Below are 21,700 nucleotides of genomic sequence, written 5' to 3'. Positions count from 1 at the left end.
CCACCCCGCGCCGCCGAGGAAGCGGGTGCCGAATTCGCGAGAACGGCGGAACCCGGACGGGAGCCACCGGGCCGCCGGGCGGAACCGCCGGAACGCGGCGGGATCCCGGAACAACCTCGAACCCCTCTGGAGCAACGGAGCACGATGCTGCACTCACTCGTGGTCGGGCTCGGGCGCGCGGGCGCCGGCCTGCACCTGCGCGTCCTGGCACGGGCCAGGGAACTCGACCGCGACCCGTTCCACCCCGGCGCGATCATCGCCTGCGACCCGGCACCCGCGGCCCGCCGCGTCCCGCCGGGCGTCACCGCGGCCGAATCCGTCCGCGCCGCCGCCGAACTCGTCCCGCCCGGCCGCACCGTCGTCCACCTGTGCACCCCGCCCACCGGGCGCACCGAACTGCTGCGCGAGCTCGCCGAACTCGGCTTCCGCCGCATCATCGTGGAGAAGCCCGTCGCACCCGACCTCACCTCGCTCGCCGAGGTCGAGCGGCTGCGCACCGCGCACGGCCTGCGGCTCGCCGTCGTCGCGCACTGGCTGGACGCCGAACTCACCCGCAGGCTCGCCGACCTCGTGCAGCGGGGACCGCTGGGGCGGCTGCGGGAGATCTCCTTCCGCCAGCACAAACCCCGGTTCACCCACTCCACCGCCACCGGCGGCCACCCGACCGCGTTCGACGTGGAAGTGCCGCACTCGCTCGGCGTGGCGCTGCGGCTGGCCGGACCTGCCGAGCTCGTCGACGCCGACTGCGCCGACATGCGCTGCGGGGACGTGGTGCTCCCCGGCATGGGCGGCGCGCGGCTCGCGCTGCGCCACGTCGGCGGCGTCCGCACCGCCATCGACTCCGACCTCACCGCCCCGGTGCGGGAACGCCGCGTGGAGCTGGAGTTCGAGCACGGCAGCGCCGTCGGGCACTACCCGCTCAGCGACCAGGACCACCACGCGCAGCTGACCGTGCACGGCCCCGAGGAGCAGTGGTCGGTCTTCCCCGACGACGCGCTCACCGAGTTCACGCTGCGCACCTACCGCCGGTTCAAGGCCATCGGACCGGAACCCGAACCCGCCGCCACCGGGCACTTCGCGATCCACCGCGACGTGGTCCGCCTGCTGTGGGCGGCGAAGCAGCACTGCCGGGACCGGACCGGTCCCGCTCGACAGCGGAGGAGGACCGCAGATCATGCAGGATGACCCGCGCCCCCGGCTCGCCGGCATCGGCGACGAAGCCGCCGCGGACCTGACCGGGCAGCTCGCCGCCGTCCGCAGGCTCGGCTGGCGGTCGATCGAACTGCGCACCGTCGACGGCATCCCGCTCGCCGACCTCGACGAACCCGCCCGGCGTCGCACCGCGCGCCAGATCCGCGCCGCCGAGCTCGACGTGGTGTGCCTCGCCTCGCGCATCGGCAACTGGGCCCGCCCCATCACGGCCCCGTTCGAGGACGACCTGCGCGAACTCGACGTGCTCGCCGAGCAGTGCCGCGAACTCGGCAGCCGCTACGTGCGCATCATGTCCTACCCGAACGACGGGCTCCCCGAACCCGAGTGGGGCGCCCGCGCCCGCGAGCGCGTCGCCAAGCTCGCCGAACGCGCCGCCGAGCACGACGTCGTGCTGCTGCACGAGAACTGCGCCGGGTGGGCCGCCACCGACGCCGACCGCGCCCTGCGGCTGCTCGCCGAAGTCCCGTCGCTGCGGCTGCTGTTCGACACCGGCAACGGCGTCGAGCACGGCTACCACGCCCCGGACCTGCTGCGCCCGCTCATCGGCCACGTGGCGCACGTGCACGTCAAGGACGCCACCGGCTCGCCCGGCGCCGTGATGTACGTGCCACCGGGGGAGGGCGGTTCGCGGGTCGCCGACTGCCTGCGGCTGCTGCTGAACTCCGGCTACGAGGGCGCGTACTCCCTCGAACCGCACCTGGTCGCCCGCCCGCACGACGGGGTCCGCGCCGACGAGACCGCCGCGGACCGGTTCGTCGACGCGGGCCGCGCCCTCGAACGGCTGCTGGGGCGGCTGCGCGCGCCCTACACGGCGGCGGCCGCGCCCGGCCGGGCCTGATGGGCACCGAACCGCTCGAACCCGGTGACCTCGACCTGCTGGTGGACCTGCTGCGGCTGCCCACCGTCAACCCGCTGGAAGGTGCCGCGCCACCCTCCCGGATGTGGCAGGCGCAGCGGGCCTACGCCGCGGCCGCCGAGCGCATCGGGTTCCGCACCGCGCACCACGCCGCCCCCGAACCCTCGGTGCTGGACCGGGACGACGTGCCGCGCACCGTGCGCGACGCCGCCCGCGACCCGGACTTCCTCGCCGACCAGCCCAGCCTGGTGCTGCGGCTCGGCCCGGAGCTGCCGCCGGAGCGCACCGCCATGTTCAACGTGCACCTGGACACCGTCGCCGGGCTCGAACCCGTCACCCGCACCGCGGACCGGATCACCGGGCGCGGCGCCATCGACGCGAAGGGCCCGGCCGTGGCGCTGCTGGCCGGGATCCGCGCCGCCCGCGTCGCGAACCCCGAGCTGGGGCGCGACGTCGGAGTCCTCGTGCACGCCGTCTCCGGCGAGGAGGGCGGCGCAATGGGCACCTACGGCACCCGGCCGCTGGTCGAAGCCGGCCACTTCGGGGCGCTCAACGTGTTCTGCGAACCCACCGGGCTGCGCTACCTGCCCCGGTCCACCGCCTCGATGACGGCGCGGATCCGGGTCGACGGGCACGGCGCCATCGACGACGAACCCGCCGCGGGGCACAACGCGACGGTCCTGCTCGGGTTCCTCGCCCAGCACCTCGCCCGCACCCTCGACCCGCGGGACCGGCCGGGTCGCTGCTGCATCGCGGGCCTGCGCACCGGCGACCGGCACAACCGCGTCTACGGCAGCGGTGGCCTGCTGCTCAACCTGTCCTACGCCACCGCGCCCGAAGGTGCCGCCGCCGAGCGCGCGCTGGAGGACGCGGTGCGCGACGGCATCCGCGAATTCACCGGGACGTTCGCGTCCACCAGGGAGTTCGCCCGCACCGCGGCGCAGGCCGCCGCCATCACGCGCGTCGACTGGCTCAAGCGCGGACTGCCCTGCCTGCACGAGCAGGGGGACGCCGGCGAGCTGTTCGCCGCAGCGGGGATCCGGCGGTGGCCCGACGAGCTGCCCGCGTTCACCTGCGACGCCATCTGGATGCACGGCATCCCCGACACCCGCACCGCCGTGCTCGGCCCCGGATCGCTGGAGGCGAACCACGCGCACGCCGAAGGCGAGTACGCCGACGTCGCCGAACTCCGCGACTTCGCCCGAGCGGTCGCGGCGGTGCTCACCGAGTTCACCAGGCGGCACCACGGCGGTGCCGGGAAGGAGATCACCTGATGACGCTGCTGCCGGAGATCGCACACTCCGGGGAACGAACCACGGTGTCCTACGCGCGACTGCACGCGTTCACCGCCCGGCTGTTCGCCGAGCACGGGATACCGGATCACCGGGCGCACCTCGCCGCGGAAGCGCTGTGCCACGGAGATCTGTGCGGATTCGACTCGCACGGCCTGTTCAACCTCACCCGGCTCTACCTGCCGCTGCTGCGGTCCGGCCGGGTCGACCCCACCGCGGAACCCACCACGCGGATCGACCTCGGCGCCTGCGCCGTGCTCGACGCCCGCCGCGCCCTCGGCCTGTGGGCCGCGGCGGAGGCCGTCGACGCGGCCGCGGACCGCGCGCTGGAACACGGCGTCGGGCTCGTGCCGGTGCGCGGCGGCACGCACTTCGGTTGCGCCGGGTTCCACGCCGCGCGCGCCGCCGAACGCGGGCTCGTGGGCATCGTCGCCAGCAACTGCGGTTCGCAGCGGATCGCCCGCCCGCCGCTGGGCGCGCTCGCCATGCTCGGCACCAACCCGATCAGCGTCGCCGCCCCCGCCCTCGACGGCCACCCGTTCGTGCTGGACATGAGCACCACCACCGTTCCCACCGGCAAGGTCCGGATCGCCGCCTCGGACGGGGAACGCGTCCCGCCCGGATGGCTCGCCGACGACACCGGGAACCCCGTCACCGACCCGGCCGCGTTCGACCGCGGCGAGGCGCACCTGCGCTGGCTCGGCGGCGAACCGGCCACCGGCGCGCACAAGGGCTTCGGCCTCGGGCTCGTCGTGGAAGTGCTCTCCGCGCTGCTGTCCGGCGCCGGCGTCGGGCCCGCCCCGGCGGCGCTGGACGGTGACGGCGGGCCGCACGGGCGCGACGACGACATCGGCTACTTCGTGCTCGTGCTGGCCCCCGACCTGCTGCGCCCCGGCGGGGCGTTCGCCGCGGACGCCCGGAGCCTGTTCGGCACGCTGCTGGACTGCCCGGCCGCGGCGGGCGAACCGGTGCGCTACCCCGGCTGGCACGAGGCGGAACGCGCCGCGCGGCGCCGCCGGGACGGAGTACCGCTGCGCGCCTCGGTGCACCGCGAACTCGTCGAGCTGGGCCTCGACGAGTCCGATGTGGACGGAGGTGCGCGCTGATGGCCGCGGAACCGCGCCGCGCCGCCGTGATCGGCCTCGGCACCATCGCACGGTTCTACCTCGCCGCGCTGGACGCGCTGCCCGGCTGGGAACTCGTCGCCGTCTGCGACGTGGACGAGGCAGCACTGGCACCGCACCGCGGGCGGATACCCGTGTTCCACGACCACCGCGACCTGCTGGCCGCGAGCGCGCCGGACGCGGTCGTCGTGGTGGTCCCCAACGACGTGCACGCGGAGATCAGCCGCGACGCGCTGCGGGCCGGCGTGCCGGTGTGCGTGGAGAAACCGCTCGCCGTGGACCTCGTCGACGCGCGGGCGCTCACCGGGCTCGCCTCGGTCACCGCGCCGCTGTTCACCGCGTTCCACCGCCGCTACAACGACAACGTGCTGCGCCTGCGCGACGAGCTCGCCGGGCACGGGCCCATCGAAGGGTTGACCGTGCGCTACCTCGAACGCATCGAGGAGCACATCGGCGGCGACACCTGGTACCTCGACCCGGAGCGCTGCGGCGGCGGTTGCGTCGCCGACAACGGCCCGAACGCGTTCGACCTGGTGCGGCTCTTCCTCGGTGACGTCGAACCCGCCGCGGTCACCGTGCACCGCGACGGCGCGGGCCTCGACCGGCAAGCGGTGGTCGAACTGCGCTCCGCCACCGGGGTGCCCGCCGTCGTCGAACTCGACTGGTCGCATCCCGGTGAGACCAAGGACGTCGAGATCCGCTGCGCGGACGGCACCACGCACCGCGCCGACATGCTGCACGGCCACCACGGGTTCAAGTCCTCGCTGTGGCACGAGTACGAAGGCGTCCTCACCGACTTCGCCGCCGTGCTCGATGCGGGCAACACCGCCGCGGACCGGCGCCCCGACGGCGGGCTGCCCGCGCTGGAGCTGGTCGACGCGGTCTACCGCGTGGAATTCCTGGACACCGCCGCGAACGAGGAGGGCTCGCCGTGAACCCGCACGAGGACGGCCGCAAGCGCGGCCTGCACGCCACCGTGGTGAAGGTGCTGCGGCACCGCCGGACCGAACGGGGCATGTCCCTGGAACCGCACGCCAGCCGGTGCATCCGGGCGGGCGAGGTGCACGAGCTCGTCACCACCGACCACGTCGAGACCGCGCCGGGCGCCCGCGTGGACCGGGTCGGGTTCCTCGGCTTCGCCGAGTTCGGCTGCGCCGGCGTCCTCGACCGCGGGGACGAGCTGCGCATCGGCGGCCGGGTGATCGGCACCGTGCTCGGCTTCGACGCCTGCCACCACCCCAACCACTACAACGTGCTGGTGCGCACCGAGGTGCCGTGGACCGGCGAGGAGCTGGACCTGTTCCCGGAGCAGCTGCTCACCTTCGAGCAGGCGGCGCTGACCGCCCGCCTGGGAAGTGCCGTCGGGTAGTACCCGCGCAGGTCCGCACCGCCTCCGGAAGACGTCCGGGGCGTTCGGCGCGGATCGAACGAACAGCGGCCGGTGACCATTCCGCGAGGGGAGGGTGGTCACCGGCCGCTTCCGCGTGGGCGGGTCAGCCCAGCAGCTCGACGTCCGACCGTCCGAAGTGGAAGTCCCGCACGGCGCTGAGCAGCTCGGCCACCGAGAGCTCGCCGTCGCCGTTGGTGTCGATGTCGACGAACGCGGCGGCCGCCTGCGAGCGGTCCACGCCGACCGCGGTCAGCCAGGACGCGAACTCGCCCGCGTCGATGACGCCGTCGTTGTTCCGGTCGCAGAGGCCGACGATGCCCTGCACCACCGGGCCGAGGACGCGGTCGAAGTCGGCCTCGCCGCCCTCGGTGACCATCCCTTCGGCCACCTGGAGGAACTGCTCCTCCGACAGCGAGCCGGCCGGGGTCTGCCCGGCGCGGGTCGCCAAGTGGTCGAACAGGGTGGTGAACGCCGCGCGCAGCTCCTCGGCCTGGGAGCTCTGGGCGTCCGCCCCGAACGCGCGCACGACGTTCTCGGCTTCCTGGACGAAGTCGGAGCGCTCCAGGCTGCCGCTGCCGTCCAGGTCCCACTTGGCGAAGCGCTTGCGCAGGCGGTCGTTCGCGATAGCCGTGGTCATGGCCATCCTCCTCGATGTGTGTGTGGGTGATTCGGTGTTCCGCCCGCCCCGTGGAACCGGGGTGGACGGCCCGCGCGGAGCCGCAGCGCCGCGCAAGTCTTCTCGGTGTCCGACCGGTGGAACCGGTCGTGCGTCAGAGCAGCGTCACCGCGGTCCCGGCGGACTTCCCCCGGGTGTCCAGCAGCATGCAGCCCGACGAGGAGAGCTCGACGAGGTCGTAGCAGGAGTGGTCTTGCAGCAGGATCACCAGGTCCGCGCTGGTCAGCGCCTCCGCGAGCCGCAGCGTCCGCGGGATCGGGTGGCCGTCCACCTGGAACTCGGCGACCCCCGGGTCGTGGTAGGACACCTCGGCGGCTTGGGCGAGCAGCCCCCGGGTGATCGGGTAGGCCGGGGACTCGCGGGTGTCGGCGACGTCCCGCTTGTACGCGACGCCCAGCAGCAGCACCCGCGACCCGGACAGCATCCGCCCGCGCCCGCCGAGCAGTTCCGCGGCGCGCAGCACCACGTGCGACGGCATCCGCTCGTTCACCGCGCGCGCCGCGGACAGCGTGCCGAAGGTGAACCCGGCGCTGCGGGCCTTGCTCTCCAGGTAGCGCGGGTCCACCGGTATGCAGTGCCCGCCGACGCCCGGACCGGGCTGGAACGGGGCGAACCCGAACGGCTTGGTGCCCGCGCAGTGCAGCACGTCCCACACGTCGATGCCCATCCGGTCGCAGAACAGCGCGACCTCGTTGACGAGCGCGATGTTCACGTACCGGTAGCTGTTCTCCAGCAGCTTCGCCATCTCGGCCTCCCTGGTCCCGCGGGAGACGACGAGTGAGTCGACGAAGCGGCCGTAGAACGCGACGCCGTGCTTGGCGCACAGCGGCGTGCAACCGCTGATGATCTTCGGGGTGTTCTGCATGGCGAACCGCTCGTTGCCCGGGTCGATCCGCTCCGGGGAGTAGACGAGGTGGAAGTCCTCGCCGACCCGCAGCCCGCTGCCGCGTTCCAGGATGGGCCGGACGACCTCTTCGGTGGTGCCGGGGTGGCTGGTGGACTCCAGCACCACCAGCGTTCCCGGGCGCAGCCGCGATGCGGCGGTGTGCGCCGCGGCCCGCACCGCGCTCAGGTCCGGTTCCCCGGCCTCGGACAACCCGGTCGGCACGCAGAGCACGATCGTGTCCGCGGTGGCCAGCACGTCCGCAGCGGTGGTCGCGGTGAACCCGGCGGCGATCATCTCGGCGATGGTCGCGTCCGGCACGTCCCCGACGTGGGAGCGGCCGGCGCCGAGCCCCGCCACCACCTCCGCCGACACGTCCAGGCCGATGGTGCGCAACCCGGCCGCGCAGGCGGCGGCGGCCAGCGGCAGGCCGACGTAGCCGAGCCCGACCACGACGAGATCCGCGGACGGGCTCCCGGTTCCCCGGTCGTGCCCGGCGCCCGCGGCGAACCCGCCGGTCACGCCGAGAAGCTGCCGGTGCCGGGCGGGACGTGCGCGCCGTGGCCCGGCGGGACGACGAGGCTCGGCGACAGGCAGAACGGGTCGCCGTGCACGCGCACCGGGCCGTCGGTCTCGTTGATCAGGACGTGCGCCGTCGGCGGTGCCTTGGTGCAGCCGCTGGGCGCTTCGTAGGTCTGGACCGGCTCGACCTCGGTGCTGAACACCAGCACCCGCCCGGAGGTGGCGGCGGTGGCGGTGCCCGCGGGGAGCGCGGTGGCGAGCACCGCGGCGGCCGTGAGCAGCAGTCGTGCGTTCCTGTGCATCCGTTCGTTCCTGTTCGCAGTCGACGTGGTGCCCCCGGCGGGGCCGGGAGCGGGGGAGAACTGGTTCGTGCCCCGGGATCACTTGCTCGGGCGGGTGGCGGAGGACAGCGCGCCGACGCTGACCATCATCACCAGCACGCCGAGCACGGCGATGAATCCGGCGGTCGGAGCGGGGGATTCGCGCGGCCCCGCGGAATCGGCGAGCTCCCGGACGGGCGGGTCGAGCGGGGGCGGTTCCGGGCGCGCGGCGGGCCGCGGTGGTTCCGCGGCGGGCGCCGGTTCGGCCGGTGGTGCCGCCGGTGGCGGCAGCACCAGCGTCGCGTCGGCGGCGGTGACCGCACCGGCCAGCGACCGAGCGGTGACGGCCAGGCGCACGACCTCGCCGGGCCGCGCCGGGCAGGTGTAGGTGACCTCCTCGCCCGGTTCGAGCGCGTCGAACGAGCGGCGGCAGGCCGGTGGTTCGCCGGTGACCGCCACGTCCAGCAACCGGACGGCGGAGGTGTTGCGCACCCGCACCGGCACCGAGCCGTTCCGGGCGGGGAGGATGTCCAGCGCGACCGAGGGCCTGGCCGGTGCGGGTGGTGCCGGGGGCGGCGCCGGTCGCGCCACCTCCGCGGTGGCGCGGGCGGTGGCGGCGAACCCGGTGTGCGTCATGCCGACCGCCCTGGCCGTGACCCGGCCGCTCGTCGGCGCGGTTCCGGCGCAGGTGACGGTGCGGGAGTCGCCGGGGCGGAGCCGCCCGAGGACGTCGTGGCAGGGCCCCGAACCGAGGCTGACCACGATGCCGAACAGCGCGGCGTCGCCGGTGTTGGCGACGACGGCGCTCTGGGTGAGCGGGTCGCCCGGGTGCGCGCTGCGCGGATCGGTGCGGGTGCTCAGCGACAGCGCCGGGTGCTCGACGGGCCAGCCGGGGACGGTCCCGCCGGCTTCCCCGTCGTCCGGGACCACGGGGACGTCCACCCGGCCCGGGACCGCGGCCGCGTCCTGCCGAGGCGGGACGTACGCGGACGTGAGCAGCGGGGCGAGCAGCACCAGCCCGCAGCAGGACAGCACCGCGGAGCGCGGCGGCCGGCTCCCGCCCGCCGTGCGGGCGCGGAACCGGTTCGGGACGGAACGCGGACGCGACATCTCACCTCCTCGTGCTTCGTGGAATGCGTGAATTCGACCAGCGGGAACGCGGGGACTCATCGGTGGTCGCGGAAAACCGTAGCACTCGGAATTCGCGGTCCCGGCCGATCCGCGGAAAGTCTACAATGGTCGATGTGGCGGGTTGACCAGCGGCTACGCGCATTCGCTCGCGAAGGGCGCGGAATTGGAAACCGCCATTACCGATCCGGGTGACCGTTCAAGATCACCCCATTCGGTGATTTTCCGCCCCGGCGCTGGAAAGTTCTCCTTTCAACGGGGTTCGGCGGGTAGGGTTCTTCGCGGCGGACCGAGGGGGCGGCCTGCTTCCCGCCTCGATCCCGGGTCCGACGTCGCGCGCGGTTCACCGATGGCACCGCGCGACCGAATTCGCCCCATTCCGAACATTCCGCGGGCGTGTCCGCGCCCGTCCGCGCAGTCAGAACGGATACCTCGTGATCTACCTCGGATTTCTGGCTCTCGTGCTGCTCACCGCGGCCGTGGCCGCGGTGACGCTGCTCGGCGCCCGTCGCGCAGCCGTCGCGGCCGGTGACTCCGACTCGGATTCGCAGTCGTTCGTCGGCGGCGTGCTGAACGCGCTGTTCACCGTGGTCCTCGCGTTCTACATCGTGTTCGCCTGGCAGAACGGCGACGACGTGGAGAAGGCCGCGCAGCAGGAGGTCAACGCGCTCAGCGACGTGCACTGGCAGGTCGCCGCGGTGCCCGCGGAGCAGGCCACCGCGCTGCGCTCGCTGGCCGAGCAGTACGCCGCCCGGGTCGCCGAGCACGAGTGGCCGTCCCTGGACCAGGGGCGGCCCGATGCGCAGGTGGACCGGCTGATCGACGGGATGCGGGCGGAGGCGATCGCGCTGCCCGCGGACGCCGAGGTGCTGAAGTCCGCCCGCGAGCAGGTGCTCACCGACCTGCGCCAGATCGACGAGGCCCACCGGGAGCGGGTCGACATCTCCACCGACGACCAGCGGTTCAACCTGGTGCTGCTGGCGGGCAGCGTGCTCGGCGCGGTGCTGATGATCGCGTTCCCGCTGCTGGTGGGGTTGAGCGCCCGGCCCGCCAACGTCGCGACGATGGTGCTGCTCACCTTGACCCTCGGATTCACGATCTACCTCTCGGTGCAACTGATGCATCCATTGCACGGCCCATTCGGGGTTGATGCGGATGCATTCCGCATGTTCCTCGAATCATTGCCCGCCGGTTCGAGTCCGGCCGAATGAGCCGCGCGCACCGCGCGAGTCCGATCACAGGAGAATGATGGGGGTCATGGTGCATGTCGTGCTGAACCGTCGACGAGGATCGCGTTCCGGTTCGCGGAATTCGAGCCGGGCGGTGTCACCACGATCGGACTGGGCGGCGGAAGCCGACCGACTGGTGCGGGAATTCCAGGCCGGTGCGACCGCGGATCCGGGGGAGCTCCGGAAATCCTTATGCTGGTTGTTCGAGCACGTGGCGGGCGCCGCGGGAGCTGGAACGGCCATCGGTCGCGAACGGTTCCACCAGGCGTGCGAGGCCGTGCTGTTCGAGCAGGGCGAGGCCGCGTTCGACCGGATGCTCACCCCGGTGCTGCGCGCGCTGCTCGCCGCGGGGCCCGGCGCGGCGTCCGGGACGCTGCCGCGCCACGACCTCCTCCGCTGGCTGCGCGCGCTCGGCGTGGAGCAGGCCGCCGCCGTCCGCGCCTGCGACCGCGCCCGCCCGGGCGATCCCGCCCACTTCACCCTGCAGGACGTCCTGCGCGCCGTCCGCGCCCACCACGTGCACCCGCCGGCACCTCGGCGCTGACCGTCCGGGGTTCGGCTCAGCAGGGTTCGTACTGGTGCTCCGGCCTGCCGCTCGCTCCGTACCGCAACGTCATCGTCGCCTTCCCCTCCTGCGCGAGTCCGGCGAGGTAGCGCTGCGCGGTGGCGCGGGCGATGCCGAGCTCGTCGGCGATCTCGGAGGCCGACCGCGGCCCGTCGGCCGCGCGCAACGCGTCCGTGATCAGCTTGGTGGTGATGGAGGACTGCCCCTTCGGGGTGCTCGGCCGGTCCCCGTCGCGCAGCGAGCGCATGGCCCGGTCGATCTCGGCCTGGTCCACCGGCTCGTCGCCCGCCGGGAGCCGGGACCGGTAGTGCGCGTACGCGGTGAGCCGGTCCTTGAGCTGGTGCGCGGTGAACGGTTTCACCAGGTAGTTCAGCGCTCCGGCGGACAGCGCGGCGCGCACCGTGGCCGGGTCCGAGGCGGCGGTGAGCATGATCGCGTCGGCGTCCAGTTCGGCGAGCAGGCCCACGCCGGGACCGTCCGGCAGGTAGTTGTCCAGCAGCACGAGCTCGGGCCGGTGCTCGGCGATGAGGTCGCGGGCTTCGGCGGCGGAGTGCGCGATGCCGACGGTGCGGAAGCCGCGCACCCGGTCGGTGAACTCGGCGTGCACCTGCGCGACGCGGAAGTCGTCTTCGACGACGAGGACCCGGATCATCGGTTCGCCTCCTGTTCGGTGGTTTCGGCGGACTCGGCGGGTTCGGCGGGTTCGGCGAGGGCGCCGGGCAGCCGGGCGACGAACAGCGCGCCGTGCGCACCGCCGCCGGGGTCGGCGAGCCGGACCTCACCGCCGAGGGCGCGGGCCGCTTGCCGGGCGAGGGCCAGCCCGATGCCGTGCCCCTCGCCGTCCTTGCTGGTGCTGCCCTCGGTGAACACCTCGGCGCGCAGCGCGGCGGGCACGCCGTCCCCGGTGTCGAGCACGGACAGGTGCAGGGTGCTGCCGTCGGAGAGCAGGTCCACGTCGACTCGGGCGGGCCGGGCGGCGCCCGCGCGGGCCGCGTCGCAGGCGTTGTCGACGAGGTTGCCGAGCACGGTGGTGACTTCGACGGGCGCGGTGACGGCGGTGGCGACCCAGCTGGTCTCGCCGAGCTCCAGGGCCACCTCCTTCTCCGCGGCGGCGGCCTTCTTCGCGCCGAGGAACGACACCAGGTGTGAGTCCCGCACGGCGTCGGCGGCGGGCCCGAGCCCGGCGATGGAGCCCTGGAACAGGGCGTGCAGGTAGTCCTCCGCTTCCTGCCGGTGCCCGGTCTGCAGCAGACCGGACAGCGCGTGCAGCCGGTTGGTGAACTCGTGGCGCTGGGCGCGCAGCACGTCGGCGGTGCCGCGGACCGATTCGAGCTCGCGGGTGAGCTTGTCCAGGTCGGTGCGGTCCCGCAGGGTGACGACGCCGCCGAGGTCGGTGCCGTCGCGGCGCACCGGGCGGTGGTGGGCGACGAGCACCCGGTCGGCGGTGACGGTGATGAGGTTGTCCACGGCCCGGTGGTCGAGCAGCGCGGCCCGCAGCCGCGGCGGCAGGTCGAGTTCGCCGACCGGGGTGCCGGGTTCGACGGCGTGGCCGAGCAGCCGTTCGGTCTCGGCGTTGCGGAACGTGACCCGGTCGTCGGCGTCGACGGCGAGCACCCCTTCGCCGATGCCGTAGAGCACCGCTTCGCGCTGCCGGACGAGTTCGGTCAGCTCGTGCGGTTCGAGGCCGAGCGTGCGCCGCTTGAGCAGCCTGGTGAGCAGCGCGGAGCCGGCGACGCCGAGCAGCAGCGCGCCGGCGGCGACCGCGGCGGAGGTGCCGAGCAGCCGCAGGAAGGTGGTGTGGATCTGCCGGGCGTCGAAGCCGACGCTGACCTGCCCGACGATGCGGCCGTCGGTGGTGCGCAGCGGGACCTTGCCGCGCGCGGACCAGCCGAGGGTGCCGCGCTGCACGTCCACCACTTCCCGGCCGGCGAGGGCTTGCGGGTCGGTGCTGACCGGGTCGCCGATCTGCTCGGGGTCGGGGTGGGCGAGCCGCACGCCGCGGTCGTCGGTGACGACGATGAACAGCGCCCCGGTGGCGTCGCGGACGCGTTCGGCCTTGGTGGCGACCCGGGGGTGCCGGGCCGGGTCGGCGACGGCGGCGGCGAGGTCGTCGTCGGCGGCGACGGAGCGGGCCACGCCGAGGGCGCGCTGCCCGTACTGGTCGACGAGGCTGCGGTCGAGCAGGGTCGCGGCGACCGCGAAACCCACGCCGGTGATCAGGACGACGAGCCCGATCTGCAACGCGAGCACCTGCCGGGCGAACCGCATGGGGCGGCGGGACATGGCGCGACCCTACCCAGCCGTTTCGCCCGGCCCGGGCCGCGGCGCGGGTGCCGGTGAGCAGAACGCGCAGAACGCGCGCAACGCGGGCTAGACGTACAAGGTCGTTAACCCTCCCGTCACGGGCGTGCGGCACCTACGGTTCCGCGCAATGGAACAACGGTGTTACGTGGGCCACGTCGTGGTTCGAAGGGGGGTAGTGCGGTGATCGCGTTGCTCGGTTTGGCGATGGTGTCGGTCTTCCTCTACCTGGTCATGAGCAAGCGGTTGGCGCCGATGGTGGCGCTGATCGTGATCCCGGCGATCTTCGCGGTGATCGCGGGCTTCGCGCCGGACCTGGGTGAGATGGTCACCGACGGCATCACGTCGCTGGCGCCGACCGCGGCGATGCTGATGTTCGCCATCCTCTACTTCGGCATCATGATCGACGCGGGGTTGTTCGACCCGGTGGCGCGGGCGGTCGTCCGGCTCACCGGGGACGACCCGCTGAAGCTGATCGTGGGGACGGTGGCGCTGGTCGCCGTGGTCTCGCTGGACGGCGACGGCACGACCACCTTCATGATCACGGTGTCGGCGCTGCTGCCGATCTACCGCAAGCTCGGGGTGAGCCCGGTGCTGATGACGGGGTTGGCGTGCATGACGAACGCGGTGCTGAACGTCGTGCCGTGGGGTGGTCCGGCCGCGCGGGCGGCGAGCGTGCTGCGGCTGGATCCGCAGGAGATGTTCGTGCCGATGATCCCGGCGCTCGGTGCGGGCCTGGTGACGGTGTTCGTCATCGCCTACGTGCTGGGGCTGCGGGAGCGGGCGAAGCTGCGGGCGCGCACCGCGGAGCCGGTCCTGGCCGGGGTCGGCGCGGGCGGCGGAGGTTCGGCGGAGTCCGGTGGCACCGGTGCCGAGGACGGCGGCGACTTCGACGTGCTGCACCCGGACCGGGAGAGCCTGCGCCCGCGGCTGCTCTGGTTCAACGCGACGCTGACGGTGGCGCTGCTGGTCGCGCTGATCTCCGGGGTGCTGCCGATCGCGGTGCTGTTCATGATCGGGACCGGGATCGCGCTGATCGTGAACTACCCGAGCATCAAGGAACAGGCGGCGCGCATCGCCTCGCACGCGGACAGCGTGGTCGCGGTGGTGTCGATGGTGTTCGCGGCGGCCGTGTTCACCGGGGTGCTCTCGGGAACCGGGATGATCGAGCAGATGGCGCAGTACCTGCTGCACGGCATGCCGGACGCGCTGTTCCCGTACTTCAGCGTGGTGATCGCGGTGCTGAGCATCCCGTTCACGTTCTTCATGAGCAACGACGCGTTCTACTTCGGCGTGGTGCCGATCCTGGCGGAGACGGCCGCGCAGCACGGCATCTCGGCGATGGAGGTGGCGCGGGCGTCGCTGCTGGGCCAGCCGATCCACATGTTGAGCCCGCTGGTGCCCGCGATGTACGTGCTGATCGGGTTGGCGAAGGTGGACTTGGGCGACCAGCACCGGTTCGCGATCAAGTGGGCGCTGCTGGTGTCGCTCGTGGTGATCGCCGCGGGCTTCGCCTTGGGGCTCATCGCGATCCACTGACGCGCGGGGTGGCCGGCCCGGGCGGGGCCGGCCACCGGTGGACCTCCGCGCGGCAGTCGGTTCCGGGGAGGAGCCCTGCTGCCGCGCGGGATCCGCCACCGCGCCGCCGAGCGTGGCGCGGCCGATCGTTTACCGAGTTCGGGCGCCCCCAGGTCGCCCGAACTCGATGCCCCCTTGGAAGGCACCAACAGTAGGGCTTGATCGACTCGGCTGGGAAGTTTCACTTCGCCCAGTCGTGCGGCCGAACAGTAAGAATTTGCCACCTCGGTCGGCGGGCGGCGACGTGGCACGTGCCGGCGGCGCGGGCGTCCGGTGCCGGGATCCGCCTACCGGCCCCGCTCCGGCACCCGTGCCCGATAGGCTCGGCGCCCGTGCCGCCGCGGACCCCCTCCACCGAGCCCGATCTCGACGCCGACCGGCTGCGCCGCCTGCACCAGGACGCGCTGCTGCCGGACGGGCTCCGGCTGCTGGTGCGCCGCGTCGCCGACACCGTGCGCGGCCGGGCGGCGCTGCTCGACGCCGCCGGAGAGCCCGTCGTGCCCGCGCCGGTGCCGCCCCCGGACGCGCTCGCCGCGATCGCCGACGACCTCGACCGCATCCGGTCCGGGCAGGCGCACTCGGCCGCCGTGCACCGCGACGACCGGATGATCTGCGCCCAGCGGCTCGACGCGGGACCGGACGCGCCCGTGCTGGTGGTGTCGCTGCCCGCCGCCGGAACCGCCGGAGTGGACCGCTACCTCGCCGACGCCTCCCGGCTGCTGGCCCTGCGGTGGCAGACCGACCTCGCCCGGCAGCAGTCCCGGCGGGTGCTCGCGGCGGCGACCGCGGTCCGCGAATCGGTGCTGCACCTGCTGATGCTGGGGCACCCGGACAGCGCGCAGCGGGTCGCGAGCGCGCTCAGCCCGCGGTTGCCCGCGTTCCTCACCGTGTACGTCATCGAAGCGGGCAAGGTCGACCGGGACGCGCTGGCGGCGCGGATCTCCGGGATCACGGGGCACCGGGCGTGGATCGTGCACTGCCCGGTGTACGTCAAGCACCTGATCGTGCTGGTGCCGTCCGGTGGGCACCGGCACCACCGGCCCGCGGACTCGGTGGCGGAGCTGGTGCGGGACGTGGTGTCCGGCCCGGATCGGATCCGGGTCGGCGCGAGCCGGGTGGTGGCGCTGCGCGAGGTCGCCGTCGGCTACGAGCAGGCGTTCCACGCGTTGGCGGCCGCTCGTGGCGGGGCGGGCTCGTTCGAGATGTTCGCCTTCCAGGAGAGCCTGGCCGCCGTGGTCGGCGCGGCGGGGGAGCGCTGGGCCGAGCGGGTGCTGGCCCCGCTGCGCGCCTTCGAACCCGCCCGCGCGCAGGACCCGGACGCGGCGGCGCTGGAGCTGACCCTGGGGGCGTGGCTGAACTTCGGCACCGGCGGCGCCCGCCAGCTCAAGATCCACCGCAACACGCTGGGCTCGCGGCTCGCGCAGCTGGAGCGGCTGCTGGACTGCGACGTGCGCGACCTGCCCACCCAGGCGCGGCTGCACCTGGCGCTGCACCTCGCCGCCCGGTCGGGGGCGACGGCGGCCGAACCGGGTCCGACGCGGCTGCCGGACCTGCTGGAACCGCCCGAGGTGCGGTCCTGGGCGGCCCGCCAGCTGGCTCCGCTGCGCGACGCCGAACCGCACCTGCTGCCGACCCTGCGCGCGTGGCTGGACGGCGGCGCCCGGCTGGAGGCGGCGGCCTCGGAGCTCGGGTTGTCGGTCCCCGCGGTGCGCAAGCGGATCGTGCGCATCGAACGGGTGCTGGAGCGTTCCCTGCTGCACGGCCCGTCGGTGCGCTACGAGCTGCACTTCGCGATGCGGCTGTTCGACGGGCGGTCCGTCGATCAGGGCTGAGCGGGCGGATTCCGCAGCCCGTCGAAGGTGAGCCGGGTGACGGCCTCGGCGAGCTGCTCGGCGTCCAGGCCCGGTTGCGGCCGGTACCACTCGATGATCGAGTTCACGGTGCCGAACAGCAGCCTGCTGGTCAGCGCCGGATCGAGGTCGGGGCGCAGGCTCCCGTCCCGCTCGGCCTCGGCGACCAGCTTGCCGAGAAACGCGTCGATCTCGCGGCGCCGGGCCAGCGCGTCGCGCTCCACCTCGCTGTTGCCGCGCACCCGCAGCAGCACCGTCACGAACGGCTGCTCGGCGACGAGGACGTGCACGCTGCGCCGCACCACGTGGCGCAGCCGGTCGATCGCCGGGCCCTGCTGCGACCCGGGTTCGCCGGTGACCGCCAGCAGCGCGTCCAGCGCCCGGTCCACGGTGCGCCGCAGCAGTTCCTCCTTGCCGGAGACGTGGTGGTAGATCGCCGACTTGGTGATGCCGAGCCGCTGGGCGAGCACGTCCATGCTGGTGCCGTCGTAGCCGCGTTCGTGGAAGACGACGGCCGCGATGCGCAGCAGCGAATCCAGGTCGTGCCCGGGCCTGCCCCGGCCACGGCCGGTCATGCGCCGCGCCGGTCCAGCACCCGGCGCAACTTCCCGACGGAGCGCTCCAGCGCGCCCGGATCGGTCACCACGACCTCCGCGGTGATGCCGATCGCGTCCTTGACGGCGCGGGCCAGCGAGTCCGGTGCGGCGCTGCGCTGTCCCGGGGTGCAGTCCTCGGCGGCTTCGGCGGTGATCGTCATGCGGTCCATCCGGCCCTGCCGGGACAGGATGATCTGGAAGTGCGGGGACAGCCCCTCGGCGCGCAGCACCAGTTCCTCGACCTGGGTGGGGAAGACGTTGACGCCGCGCAGGATGATCAGGTCGTCGCTGCGGCCGGTGATCCGCTCCATCCGGCGCATCGCCGGGTTCGCGGTGCCCGGCAGCAGCCGGGTGAGGTCGCGGGTGCGGTACCGGATGATCGGCAGCGCCTCCTTGGTCAGCGAGGTGAACAGCAGCTCACCTGGTTCGCCGTCGGGCAGCGGGTCGCCCAGCACCGGGTCGATCACCTCGGGGTAGAAGTGGTCCTCCCAGATGTGCAGGCCGTCCTTGGTCTCGGCGAATTCGGCGGCGACGCCCGGCCCCATCACCTCGGACAGCCCGTAGATGTCGACCGCGTCGATGTCCAGGGACCGTTCGAGCTCGCCGCGCATCTCCTCGGTCCACGGTTCGGCGCCGAAGATCCCGGCGCGCAGCCCGGTCTCCCGCGGGTCGATGCCCTGGCGGCGCAGCTCGTCGACGAGGGTGAGCATGTACGTCGGCGTCACCATGATCAGGTCGGGGCGGAAGTCGCGGATGAGCTGGGCCTGCCGCGCGGTCATCCCGCCGGAGGCGGGGACCACGGTGCAGCCGAGGCGTTCCGCGCCGTAGTGCGCGCCGAGCCCGCCGGTGAACAGGCCGTAGCCGTAGGAGATGTGCACCAGGTCGCCGGGGCGCCCGCCCGCGGCGCGGATGGAGCGGCTCACCACCTCGGCCCACACGTCCAGGTCGTGCCGGGTGTAGCCGACGACGGTGGGCTGCCCGGTGGTGCCGCTGGAGGCGTGCACCCGGCTGACCTGCTCGCGCGGGACGGCGAACATGCCGAACGGGTAGTTCGCCCGCAGGTCTTCCTTGGTGGTGACGGGGAACTTCGCGAGGTCGGCCAGTTCGCGGCAGTCGTCCGGGTGCACCCCGGCGGCGTCGAACTTGGCGCGGTAGAAGGGAACGTTGCGGTAGGCGTGCCGCAGCGTCCAGCGCAGCCGGTCCAGCTGGCGGGCGCGGAGCTCGTCCTCGTCGCGCGGTGCGGTCTCGTCGGCCGCGGCGGCCGTGGTGGTTCCGGTCATGCGCCCGTCCTCTTCCGGCCGTCGATCGTCCTGCTGCGCCCGCGGAACTCGGCGATCACCGCCGCGTCGTGCTCGCGGCGCACCGTGATGTCGTAGATCCCGCTGCGGCCGTAGCGGGTGCGCTCGGTCGCTTCGGCGTGCAGCCTATCGCCCTCGTGCGCGGGGGCGATGAAGTCGATCTCGGCACCGGCGGCGACGGTCACGGGGCCGTGGCTGTTGCAGGCGCAGGCGAACGCGGTGTCGGCGAGCAGGAAGACGTAGCCGCCGTGCGCGATGCCGTGGCCGTTGACCATCGAGCGGGTGATCGTCATCCGCGCGGTCGCCCGGCCGTCGGCGGCCGCGTGCAGCTCGATGCCGAGCTCCCGGGACGCGGTGTCCTCGTCGAACATCGTTCTCGCCGCGTCCGCGACGGGTTCCACCGTGCTCACCGGGCTCCACCACCTCGTACTGACCGAACAGTCGGTTATTGCTCGCAGTGTTGGCGGCGGTGGTCGCGATGTCAACCCACCGCGTCGCGGTTCCCGGCGGGTGGCCGCCCGGCGGAGCAGCGCGGCAGGAGAGTCCGAAGTGGACGGACGTGTCCCGCCGGGCGAGATCACCACGACCTCCGGTACCGGCTGGTTCCGGTACCCGCCGGCGCACCGCGACCCGGCCGCTGAGCAAGACGAGCCGCAGCACAAGCAGTAGCGTTTCCCGCATGGTGGCGATGCCGGTGAGCGAACGGGTGCTGCTGCGGGAGTGGCGGCCCGAGGACGTCGACGGCGCCTTCGCCGTCTACGGCACCACCACCGTCACCGACTGGCTGGTCCCGTCCATGCCGCGGGTGGCCGACCTGGCCGCGATGCGCCGCGTGCTGACCCAGTGGATCGAGGAGCAGCGCGAGCTGCCGCCCCCGCTGGGCCGGTGGGCGTTCGAGCACCGCGGCACCGGCGAGGTCATCGGCGGCGCCGAGCTGCGGCTGCTGCCCCCGCACTTCGAGGACGTGGAGGTGGCCTGGCACCTGCGCCCGAACGCCTGGGGCCACGGCTACGCCTCCGAGGCGACCGGCGCGCTGATCCGCTGGGCGTTCGAGCACGAGGCCATCGAGCTGTTCGCCGTCGTGGACCCGGCCAACGACCGCGCGCACGCCACCGCGCAGCGCCTCGGCATGGAGTGGGTCGGCGAGACCACGAAGTACTACGACCGGCCCCTCGGCGTCTACCGGATCCGCCCGGGGGACCTGGAGTGACCGCGCTGCTCCCGTCGCGCGGAGCCGCAGGGCGGAATCCCGCTGCCCGGCTGCGAACTCGGGCCGCGTAGCGCTCGGGTCGTTCCCCGCCGCCCGCTTCCCCGCCGCCCGCTTCCCCGCCGCCCGCTTCCCGGTGTAGGGCCGCACTCCCTCGCGCAGCACGGCGACATCGCCGTCCGCGCGCGGGAACCGCTGAGCACCCGCGGGCGGTTCCCGTCGCTCGGTGGTCGTCAGCCGCCGACGGGCGGCCACCACCGCCGCCGGGTGCGGGCGGACCCGCTCATTCGGCGGGGGTCGCGGAGCGGAGCCGTTCGACCAGGTCCAACAGCTGGCTGCTGCCCGCGTCCGCGGCCTGGTCGGCGCGGTCGGCGGCCATCTCCCGCCCCTCCGGCCCCAGGCACCACTGCCACCAGCGGTCCAGCAGCGCGCCGGCTTGCCCGTCACCGCCGTCGTAGAGCTCCTCCGAGGACAGCACCGCGGGCCACTGCCACGCCGCGCCCTGCGCCGAGACCTTCCCGCCGCCGCCCACCGGGTCGACGGCGATCGCCGGGATCCCCTGCGCCAGCGCGAACACCAGCCCGTGCAACCGGGAGGTCACCACCACGTCCGCCCGCCCGAGCAGCGTGGCGAACTGGTCGGCCGTCGAGCACAACCGCGCGTTCACCCGGTCCAGCCGCAGGTCCACCACCATCGGCGCGCAGTCGGTCCGGCCGATCCAGTTCAGCAGGTACCGGTGCACGCCGTCGTGCCTGCGCAGGGGGCCGTACTCGCGGCGCCCGTGGGACACCACGATCGCCGCCACCGGCGTCGGGCTGATCGATCCGCCCGCGGCGAGGTCCCGGGACGCCGGCACCCGCGGCCGGTCCCGGGCGAGCACGTGGTGGAAGCCGCGCACCGCGGGCGCCTGCTCGTCGATCACCGTGACGCCGATGGCGGTGCGCCTGCACCGCGCGTACCGCTGGTGCAGCTCCTCGACCTGCCTGCCGTGCGCGGGACCGCTCACGAACACGAGGTCGGTGAACTCGCCCGGACCCGCGTCGTCGAGGGTCAGCGAACCGGGGACCAGCACCGGGCTCCACGCCAGCTCGTGCGGGATCCCCGAGGTGCCGAGCGCGTCCGCCACCCGCCGCATGGCCGCCACGTCGCCCGCGGAGAACTCGGAGTGCAGGAAGCTGGGCCAACCCGTGATCAGGACAGGCACGTGAGCTCCTCGTCGACGATCCCGCACCCCGGAAGTGCCCGGTGCGGCGCCGGTTCAACCGCGCGCGGTCCCGCCGGGCGGGTGGCGCATCCCGCGGCAGGGCCCCGGCCTCACCCACTCGCGCCACTCCCGGCGCTCCTCGTCCCGGGGTGCGCGGGACGGGACTTTCGGCCGTGTCGCGGTGCGATGGGGCTGGCAGTATCGGCGACCGCACGGAACCACTCGGGGGAGGACGGACGATGCAGGCACGACCCACACCGCAGCAGGCCGACGCGCACGAGCCGACTCCGCAGGAGCGGTCGCGAGCGGTGCGCGCCACCGCGCACCACGCGAACGACGCCGCGCAACTGGCCGAACTGCTCGACATGCTGGGTCTCGACCCGGACGAGGGCCGGGGCGGGGGAGTGCCGCAGGCGCGCTCGGGCGGACCGTCCGCGGCCTGATCCGGCGCTCGGCCACCTCGGTGGCT

General features: G+C 73.8%; 22 protein-coding genes. 12 read left to right on the top strand and 10 right to left on the bottom strand.

From position 1 onward, the window contains the following. The first annotated feature begins 144 nt into the window (after positions 1–144). From H1226_RS15305 to H1226_RS15280, 6 genes are read left to right on the top strand one after another with little or no spacing between them, the layout of a single operon-like run. On the top strand, positions 145–1,185 hold the full coding sequence (locus tag H1226_RS15305; protein WP_258341317.1) for a Gfo/Idh/MocA family oxidoreductase: 1,041 nt from the start codon (positions 145–147) through the stop codon (positions 1,183–1,185). Continuing rightward, complete coding sequence (locus H1226_RS15300; RefSeq protein WP_258341316.1) at positions 1,175–2,050, top strand: sugar phosphate isomerase/epimerase family protein; 876 nt, start codon at positions 1,175–1,177, stop codon at positions 2,048–2,050. Before H1226_RS15305 ends, H1226_RS15300 begins: the two co-directional genes overlap by 11 nt. After that, positions 2,050–3,342: a M20/M25/M40 family metallo-hydrolase gene (locus H1226_RS15295; protein WP_258341315.1), complete on the top strand. Its 1,293-nt coding sequence runs from the start codon at positions 2,050–2,052 to the stop codon at positions 3,340–3,342. The genes H1226_RS15300 and H1226_RS15295 overlap by 1 nt, the downstream gene beginning before the upstream one ends. After that, a complete protein-coding gene (locus tag H1226_RS15290) occupies positions 3,342–4,466 on the top strand; it encodes an Ldh family oxidoreductase (RefSeq protein WP_258341314.1) in 1,125 nt (374 codons plus the stop codon). The genes H1226_RS15295 and H1226_RS15290 overlap by 1 nt, the downstream gene beginning before the upstream one ends. After that, positions 4,466–5,419, top strand: coding sequence for a Gfo/Idh/MocA family protein (locus tag H1226_RS15285; RefSeq protein WP_258341313.1), 954 nt, complete (start codon positions 4,466–4,468; stop codon positions 5,417–5,419). The genes H1226_RS15290 and H1226_RS15285 overlap by 1 nt, the downstream gene beginning before the upstream one ends. Further along, positions 5,416–5,853, top strand: a complete 438-nt coding sequence (locus tag H1226_RS15280) for a DUF6917 domain-containing protein (RefSeq protein WP_258341312.1) — start codon at positions 5,416–5,418, stop codon at positions 5,851–5,853. The genes H1226_RS15285 and H1226_RS15280 overlap by 4 nt, the downstream gene beginning before the upstream one ends. Before the next feature lie 124 nt (positions 5,854–5,977). Here the strand turns inward: H1226_RS15280 and H1226_RS15275 are convergent, their stop codons facing one another. The 4 genes from H1226_RS15275 to H1226_RS15260 all read right to left on the bottom strand — a co-directional run bounded on the left by H1226_RS15275 (position 5,978) and on the right by H1226_RS15260 (position 9,385). Further along, a complete protein-coding gene (locus tag H1226_RS15275; protein WP_258341311.1) occupies positions 5,978–6,511 on the bottom strand; it encodes an EF-hand domain-containing protein in 534 nt (177 codons plus the stop codon). Between the two features lie 133 nt (positions 6,512–6,644). Beyond that, the gene (locus H1226_RS15270) at positions 6,645–7,955 is read right to left on the bottom strand and encodes a nucleotide sugar dehydrogenase (protein WP_258341310.1); all 1,311 of its coding nucleotides are present in this window, start codon (positions 7,953–7,955) and stop codon (positions 6,645–6,647) included. Continuing rightward, entirely contained in the window at positions 7,952–8,257 is a 306-nt protein-coding gene (locus H1226_RS15265; RefSeq protein ID WP_258341309.1) for a hypothetical protein, read from the bottom strand. Before H1226_RS15265 ends, H1226_RS15270 begins: the two co-directional genes overlap by 4 nt. Positions 8,258–8,335: 78 nt before the next feature. Then, positions 8,336–9,385 carry a hypothetical protein gene (locus H1226_RS15260; RefSeq protein ID WP_258341308.1) on the bottom strand — a complete coding sequence of 350 codons (1,050 nt, stop codon included), beginning with the start codon at positions 9,383–9,385 and terminating at the stop codon, positions 8,336–8,338. 452 nt (positions 9,386–9,837) lie between these two features. On the opposite strand from H1226_RS15260, the gene H1226_RS15255 reads away from it, so the two are divergent. Next, positions 9,838–10,614 carry a bestrophin-like domain gene (locus tag H1226_RS15255; protein WP_258341307.1) on the top strand — a complete coding sequence of 259 codons (777 nt, stop codon included), beginning with the start codon at positions 9,838–9,840 and terminating at the stop codon, positions 10,612–10,614. A gap of 112 nt (positions 10,615–10,726) precedes the next feature. Then, positions 10,727–11,176 (top strand): hypothetical protein, encoded by a 450-nt coding sequence (locus tag H1226_RS15250; protein WP_258341306.1) that lies wholly within the window; start codon positions 10,727–10,729, stop codon positions 11,174–11,176. A gap of 16 nt (positions 11,177–11,192) precedes the next feature. Here the strand turns inward: H1226_RS15250 and H1226_RS15245 are convergent, their stop codons facing one another. Together H1226_RS15245 and H1226_RS15240 are read right to left on the bottom strand one after the other, a co-directional pair. Then, positions 11,193–11,849, bottom strand: coding sequence for a response regulator (locus tag H1226_RS15245; protein WP_258341305.1), 657 nt, complete (start codon positions 11,847–11,849; stop codon positions 11,193–11,195). After that, the gene (locus H1226_RS15240; protein ID WP_258341304.1) at positions 11,846–13,480 is read right to left on the bottom strand and encodes a sensor histidine kinase; all 1,635 of its coding nucleotides are present in this window, start codon (positions 13,478–13,480) and stop codon (positions 11,846–11,848) included. Before H1226_RS15240 ends, H1226_RS15245 begins: the two co-directional genes overlap by 4 nt. A gap of 201 nt (positions 13,481–13,681) precedes the next feature. On the opposite strand from H1226_RS15240, the gene H1226_RS15235 reads away from it, so the two are divergent. Continuing rightward, positions 13,682–15,037 (top strand): CitMHS family transporter, encoded by a 1,356-nt coding sequence (locus H1226_RS15235; RefSeq protein WP_258341303.1) that lies wholly within the window; start codon positions 13,682–13,684, stop codon positions 15,035–15,037. 371 nt (positions 15,038–15,408) lie between these two features. Then, positions 15,409–16,908 carry a helix-turn-helix domain-containing protein gene (locus H1226_RS15230; RefSeq protein ID WP_258341302.1) on the top strand — a complete coding sequence of 500 codons (1,500 nt, stop codon included), beginning with the start codon at positions 15,409–15,411 and terminating at the stop codon, positions 16,906–16,908. Here the strand turns inward: H1226_RS15230 and H1226_RS15225 are convergent. From H1226_RS15225 to paaI, 3 genes are read right to left on the bottom strand one after another with little or no spacing between them, the layout of a single operon-like run. After that, positions 16,899–17,501, bottom strand: a complete 603-nt coding sequence (locus H1226_RS15225) for a TetR/AcrR family transcriptional regulator (protein WP_258341301.1) — start codon at positions 17,499–17,501, stop codon at positions 16,899–16,901. The two genes, H1226_RS15230 and H1226_RS15225, sit on opposite strands and share 10 nt — an antisense overlap. Further along, positions 17,498–18,802 (bottom strand): phenylacetate--CoA ligase PaaK, encoded by a 1,305-nt coding sequence (gene paaK, locus H1226_RS15220; protein ID WP_258341300.1) that lies wholly within the window; start codon positions 18,800–18,802, stop codon positions 17,498–17,500. Before paaK ends, H1226_RS15225 begins: the two co-directional genes overlap by 4 nt. Then, entirely contained in the window at positions 18,799–19,191 is a 393-nt protein-coding gene (gene paaI / locus H1226_RS15215; protein ID WP_258349423.1) for a hydroxyphenylacetyl-CoA thioesterase PaaI, read from the bottom strand. The genes paaK and paaI overlap by 4 nt, the downstream gene beginning before the upstream one ends. 308 nt (positions 19,192–19,499) lie before the next feature. Here paaI and H1226_RS15210 point away from each other — a divergent pair, with 308 nt between their 5' ends. Beyond that, the gene (locus tag H1226_RS15210; RefSeq protein ID WP_224955678.1) at positions 19,500–20,030 is read left to right on the top strand and encodes a GNAT family N-acetyltransferase; all 531 of its coding nucleotides are present in this window, start codon (positions 19,500–19,502) and stop codon (positions 20,028–20,030) included. Between the two features lie 280 nt (positions 20,031–20,310). On the opposite strand, the gene H1226_RS15205 is transcribed toward H1226_RS15210, so the two are convergent. Continuing rightward, entirely contained in the window at positions 20,311–21,231 is a 921-nt protein-coding gene (locus H1226_RS15205) for a polysaccharide pyruvyl transferase family protein (protein WP_258341299.1), read from the bottom strand. Positions 21,232–21,470: 239 nt separating this feature from the next. Between H1226_RS15205 and H1226_RS15200 the strand changes: the two genes are divergently transcribed. After that, complete coding sequence (locus H1226_RS15200; protein WP_224955676.1) at positions 21,471–21,674, top strand: hypothetical protein; 204 nt, start codon at positions 21,471–21,473, stop codon at positions 21,672–21,674. Positions 21,675–21,700 lie beyond the last annotated feature (26 nt).

The organism is Saccharopolyspora gregorii, from assembly GCF_024734405.1.
Lineage (GTDB): Bacteria > Actinomycetota > Actinomycetes > Mycobacteriales > Pseudonocardiaceae > Saccharopolyspora_C > Saccharopolyspora_C gregorii.
This window is presented reverse-complemented; position numbering and strand designations above follow the sequence as displayed.

Coding starts and splice junctions, on each gene's coding strand:
- H1226_RS15305 (WP_258341317.1), top strand. CDS start 145: ATGCTGCACTCACTCGTGGTCGGGCTCGGGCGCGCGGGCGCCGGCCTG.
- H1226_RS15300 (WP_258341316.1), top strand. CDS start 1,175: ATGCAGGATGACCCGCGCCCCCGGCTCGCCGGCATCGGCGACGAAGCC.
- H1226_RS15295 (WP_258341315.1), top strand. CDS start 2,050: ATGGGCACCGAACCGCTCGAACCCGGTGACCTCGACCTGCTGGTGGAC.
- H1226_RS15290 (WP_258341314.1), top strand. CDS start 3,342: ATGACGCTGCTGCCGGAGATCGCACACTCCGGGGAACGAACCACGGTG.
- H1226_RS15285 (WP_258341313.1), top strand. CDS start 4,466: ATGGCCGCGGAACCGCGCCGCGCCGCCGTGATCGGCCTCGGCACCATC.
- H1226_RS15275 (WP_258341311.1), bottom strand. CDS start 6,511: ATGACCACGGCTATCGCGAACGACCGCCTGCGCAAGCGCTTCGCCAAG.
- H1226_RS15265 (WP_258341309.1), bottom strand. CDS start 8,257: ATGCACAGGAACGCACGACTGCTGCTCACGGCCGCCGCGGTGCTCGCC.
- H1226_RS15260 (WP_258341308.1), bottom strand. CDS start 9,385: ATGTCGCGTCCGCGTTCCGTCCCGAACCGGTTCCGCGCCCGCACGGCG.
- H1226_RS15245 (WP_258341305.1), bottom strand. CDS start 11,849: ATGATCCGGGTCCTCGTCGTCGAAGACGACTTCCGCGTCGCGCAGGTG.
- H1226_RS15240 (WP_258341304.1), bottom strand. CDS start 13,480: ATGTCCCGCCGCCCCATGCGGTTCGCCCGGCAGGTGCTCGCGTTGCAG.
- H1226_RS15225 (WP_258341301.1), bottom strand. CDS start 17,501: ATGACCGGCCGTGGCCGGGGCAGGCCCGGGCACGACCTGGATTCGCTG.
- paaK (WP_258341300.1), bottom strand. CDS start 18,802: ATGACCGGAACCACCACGGCCGCCGCGGCCGACGAGACCGCACCGCGC.
- paaI (WP_258349423.1), bottom strand. CDS start 19,191: ATGTTCGACGAGGACACCGCGTCCCGGGAGCTCGGCATCGAGCTGCAC.
- H1226_RS15210 (WP_224955678.1), top strand. CDS start 19,500: ATGGTGGCGATGCCGGTGAGCGAACGGGTGCTGCTGCGGGAGTGGCGG.
- H1226_RS15200 (WP_224955676.1), top strand. CDS start 21,471: ATGCAGGCACGACCCACACCGCAGCAGGCCGACGCGCACGAGCCGACT.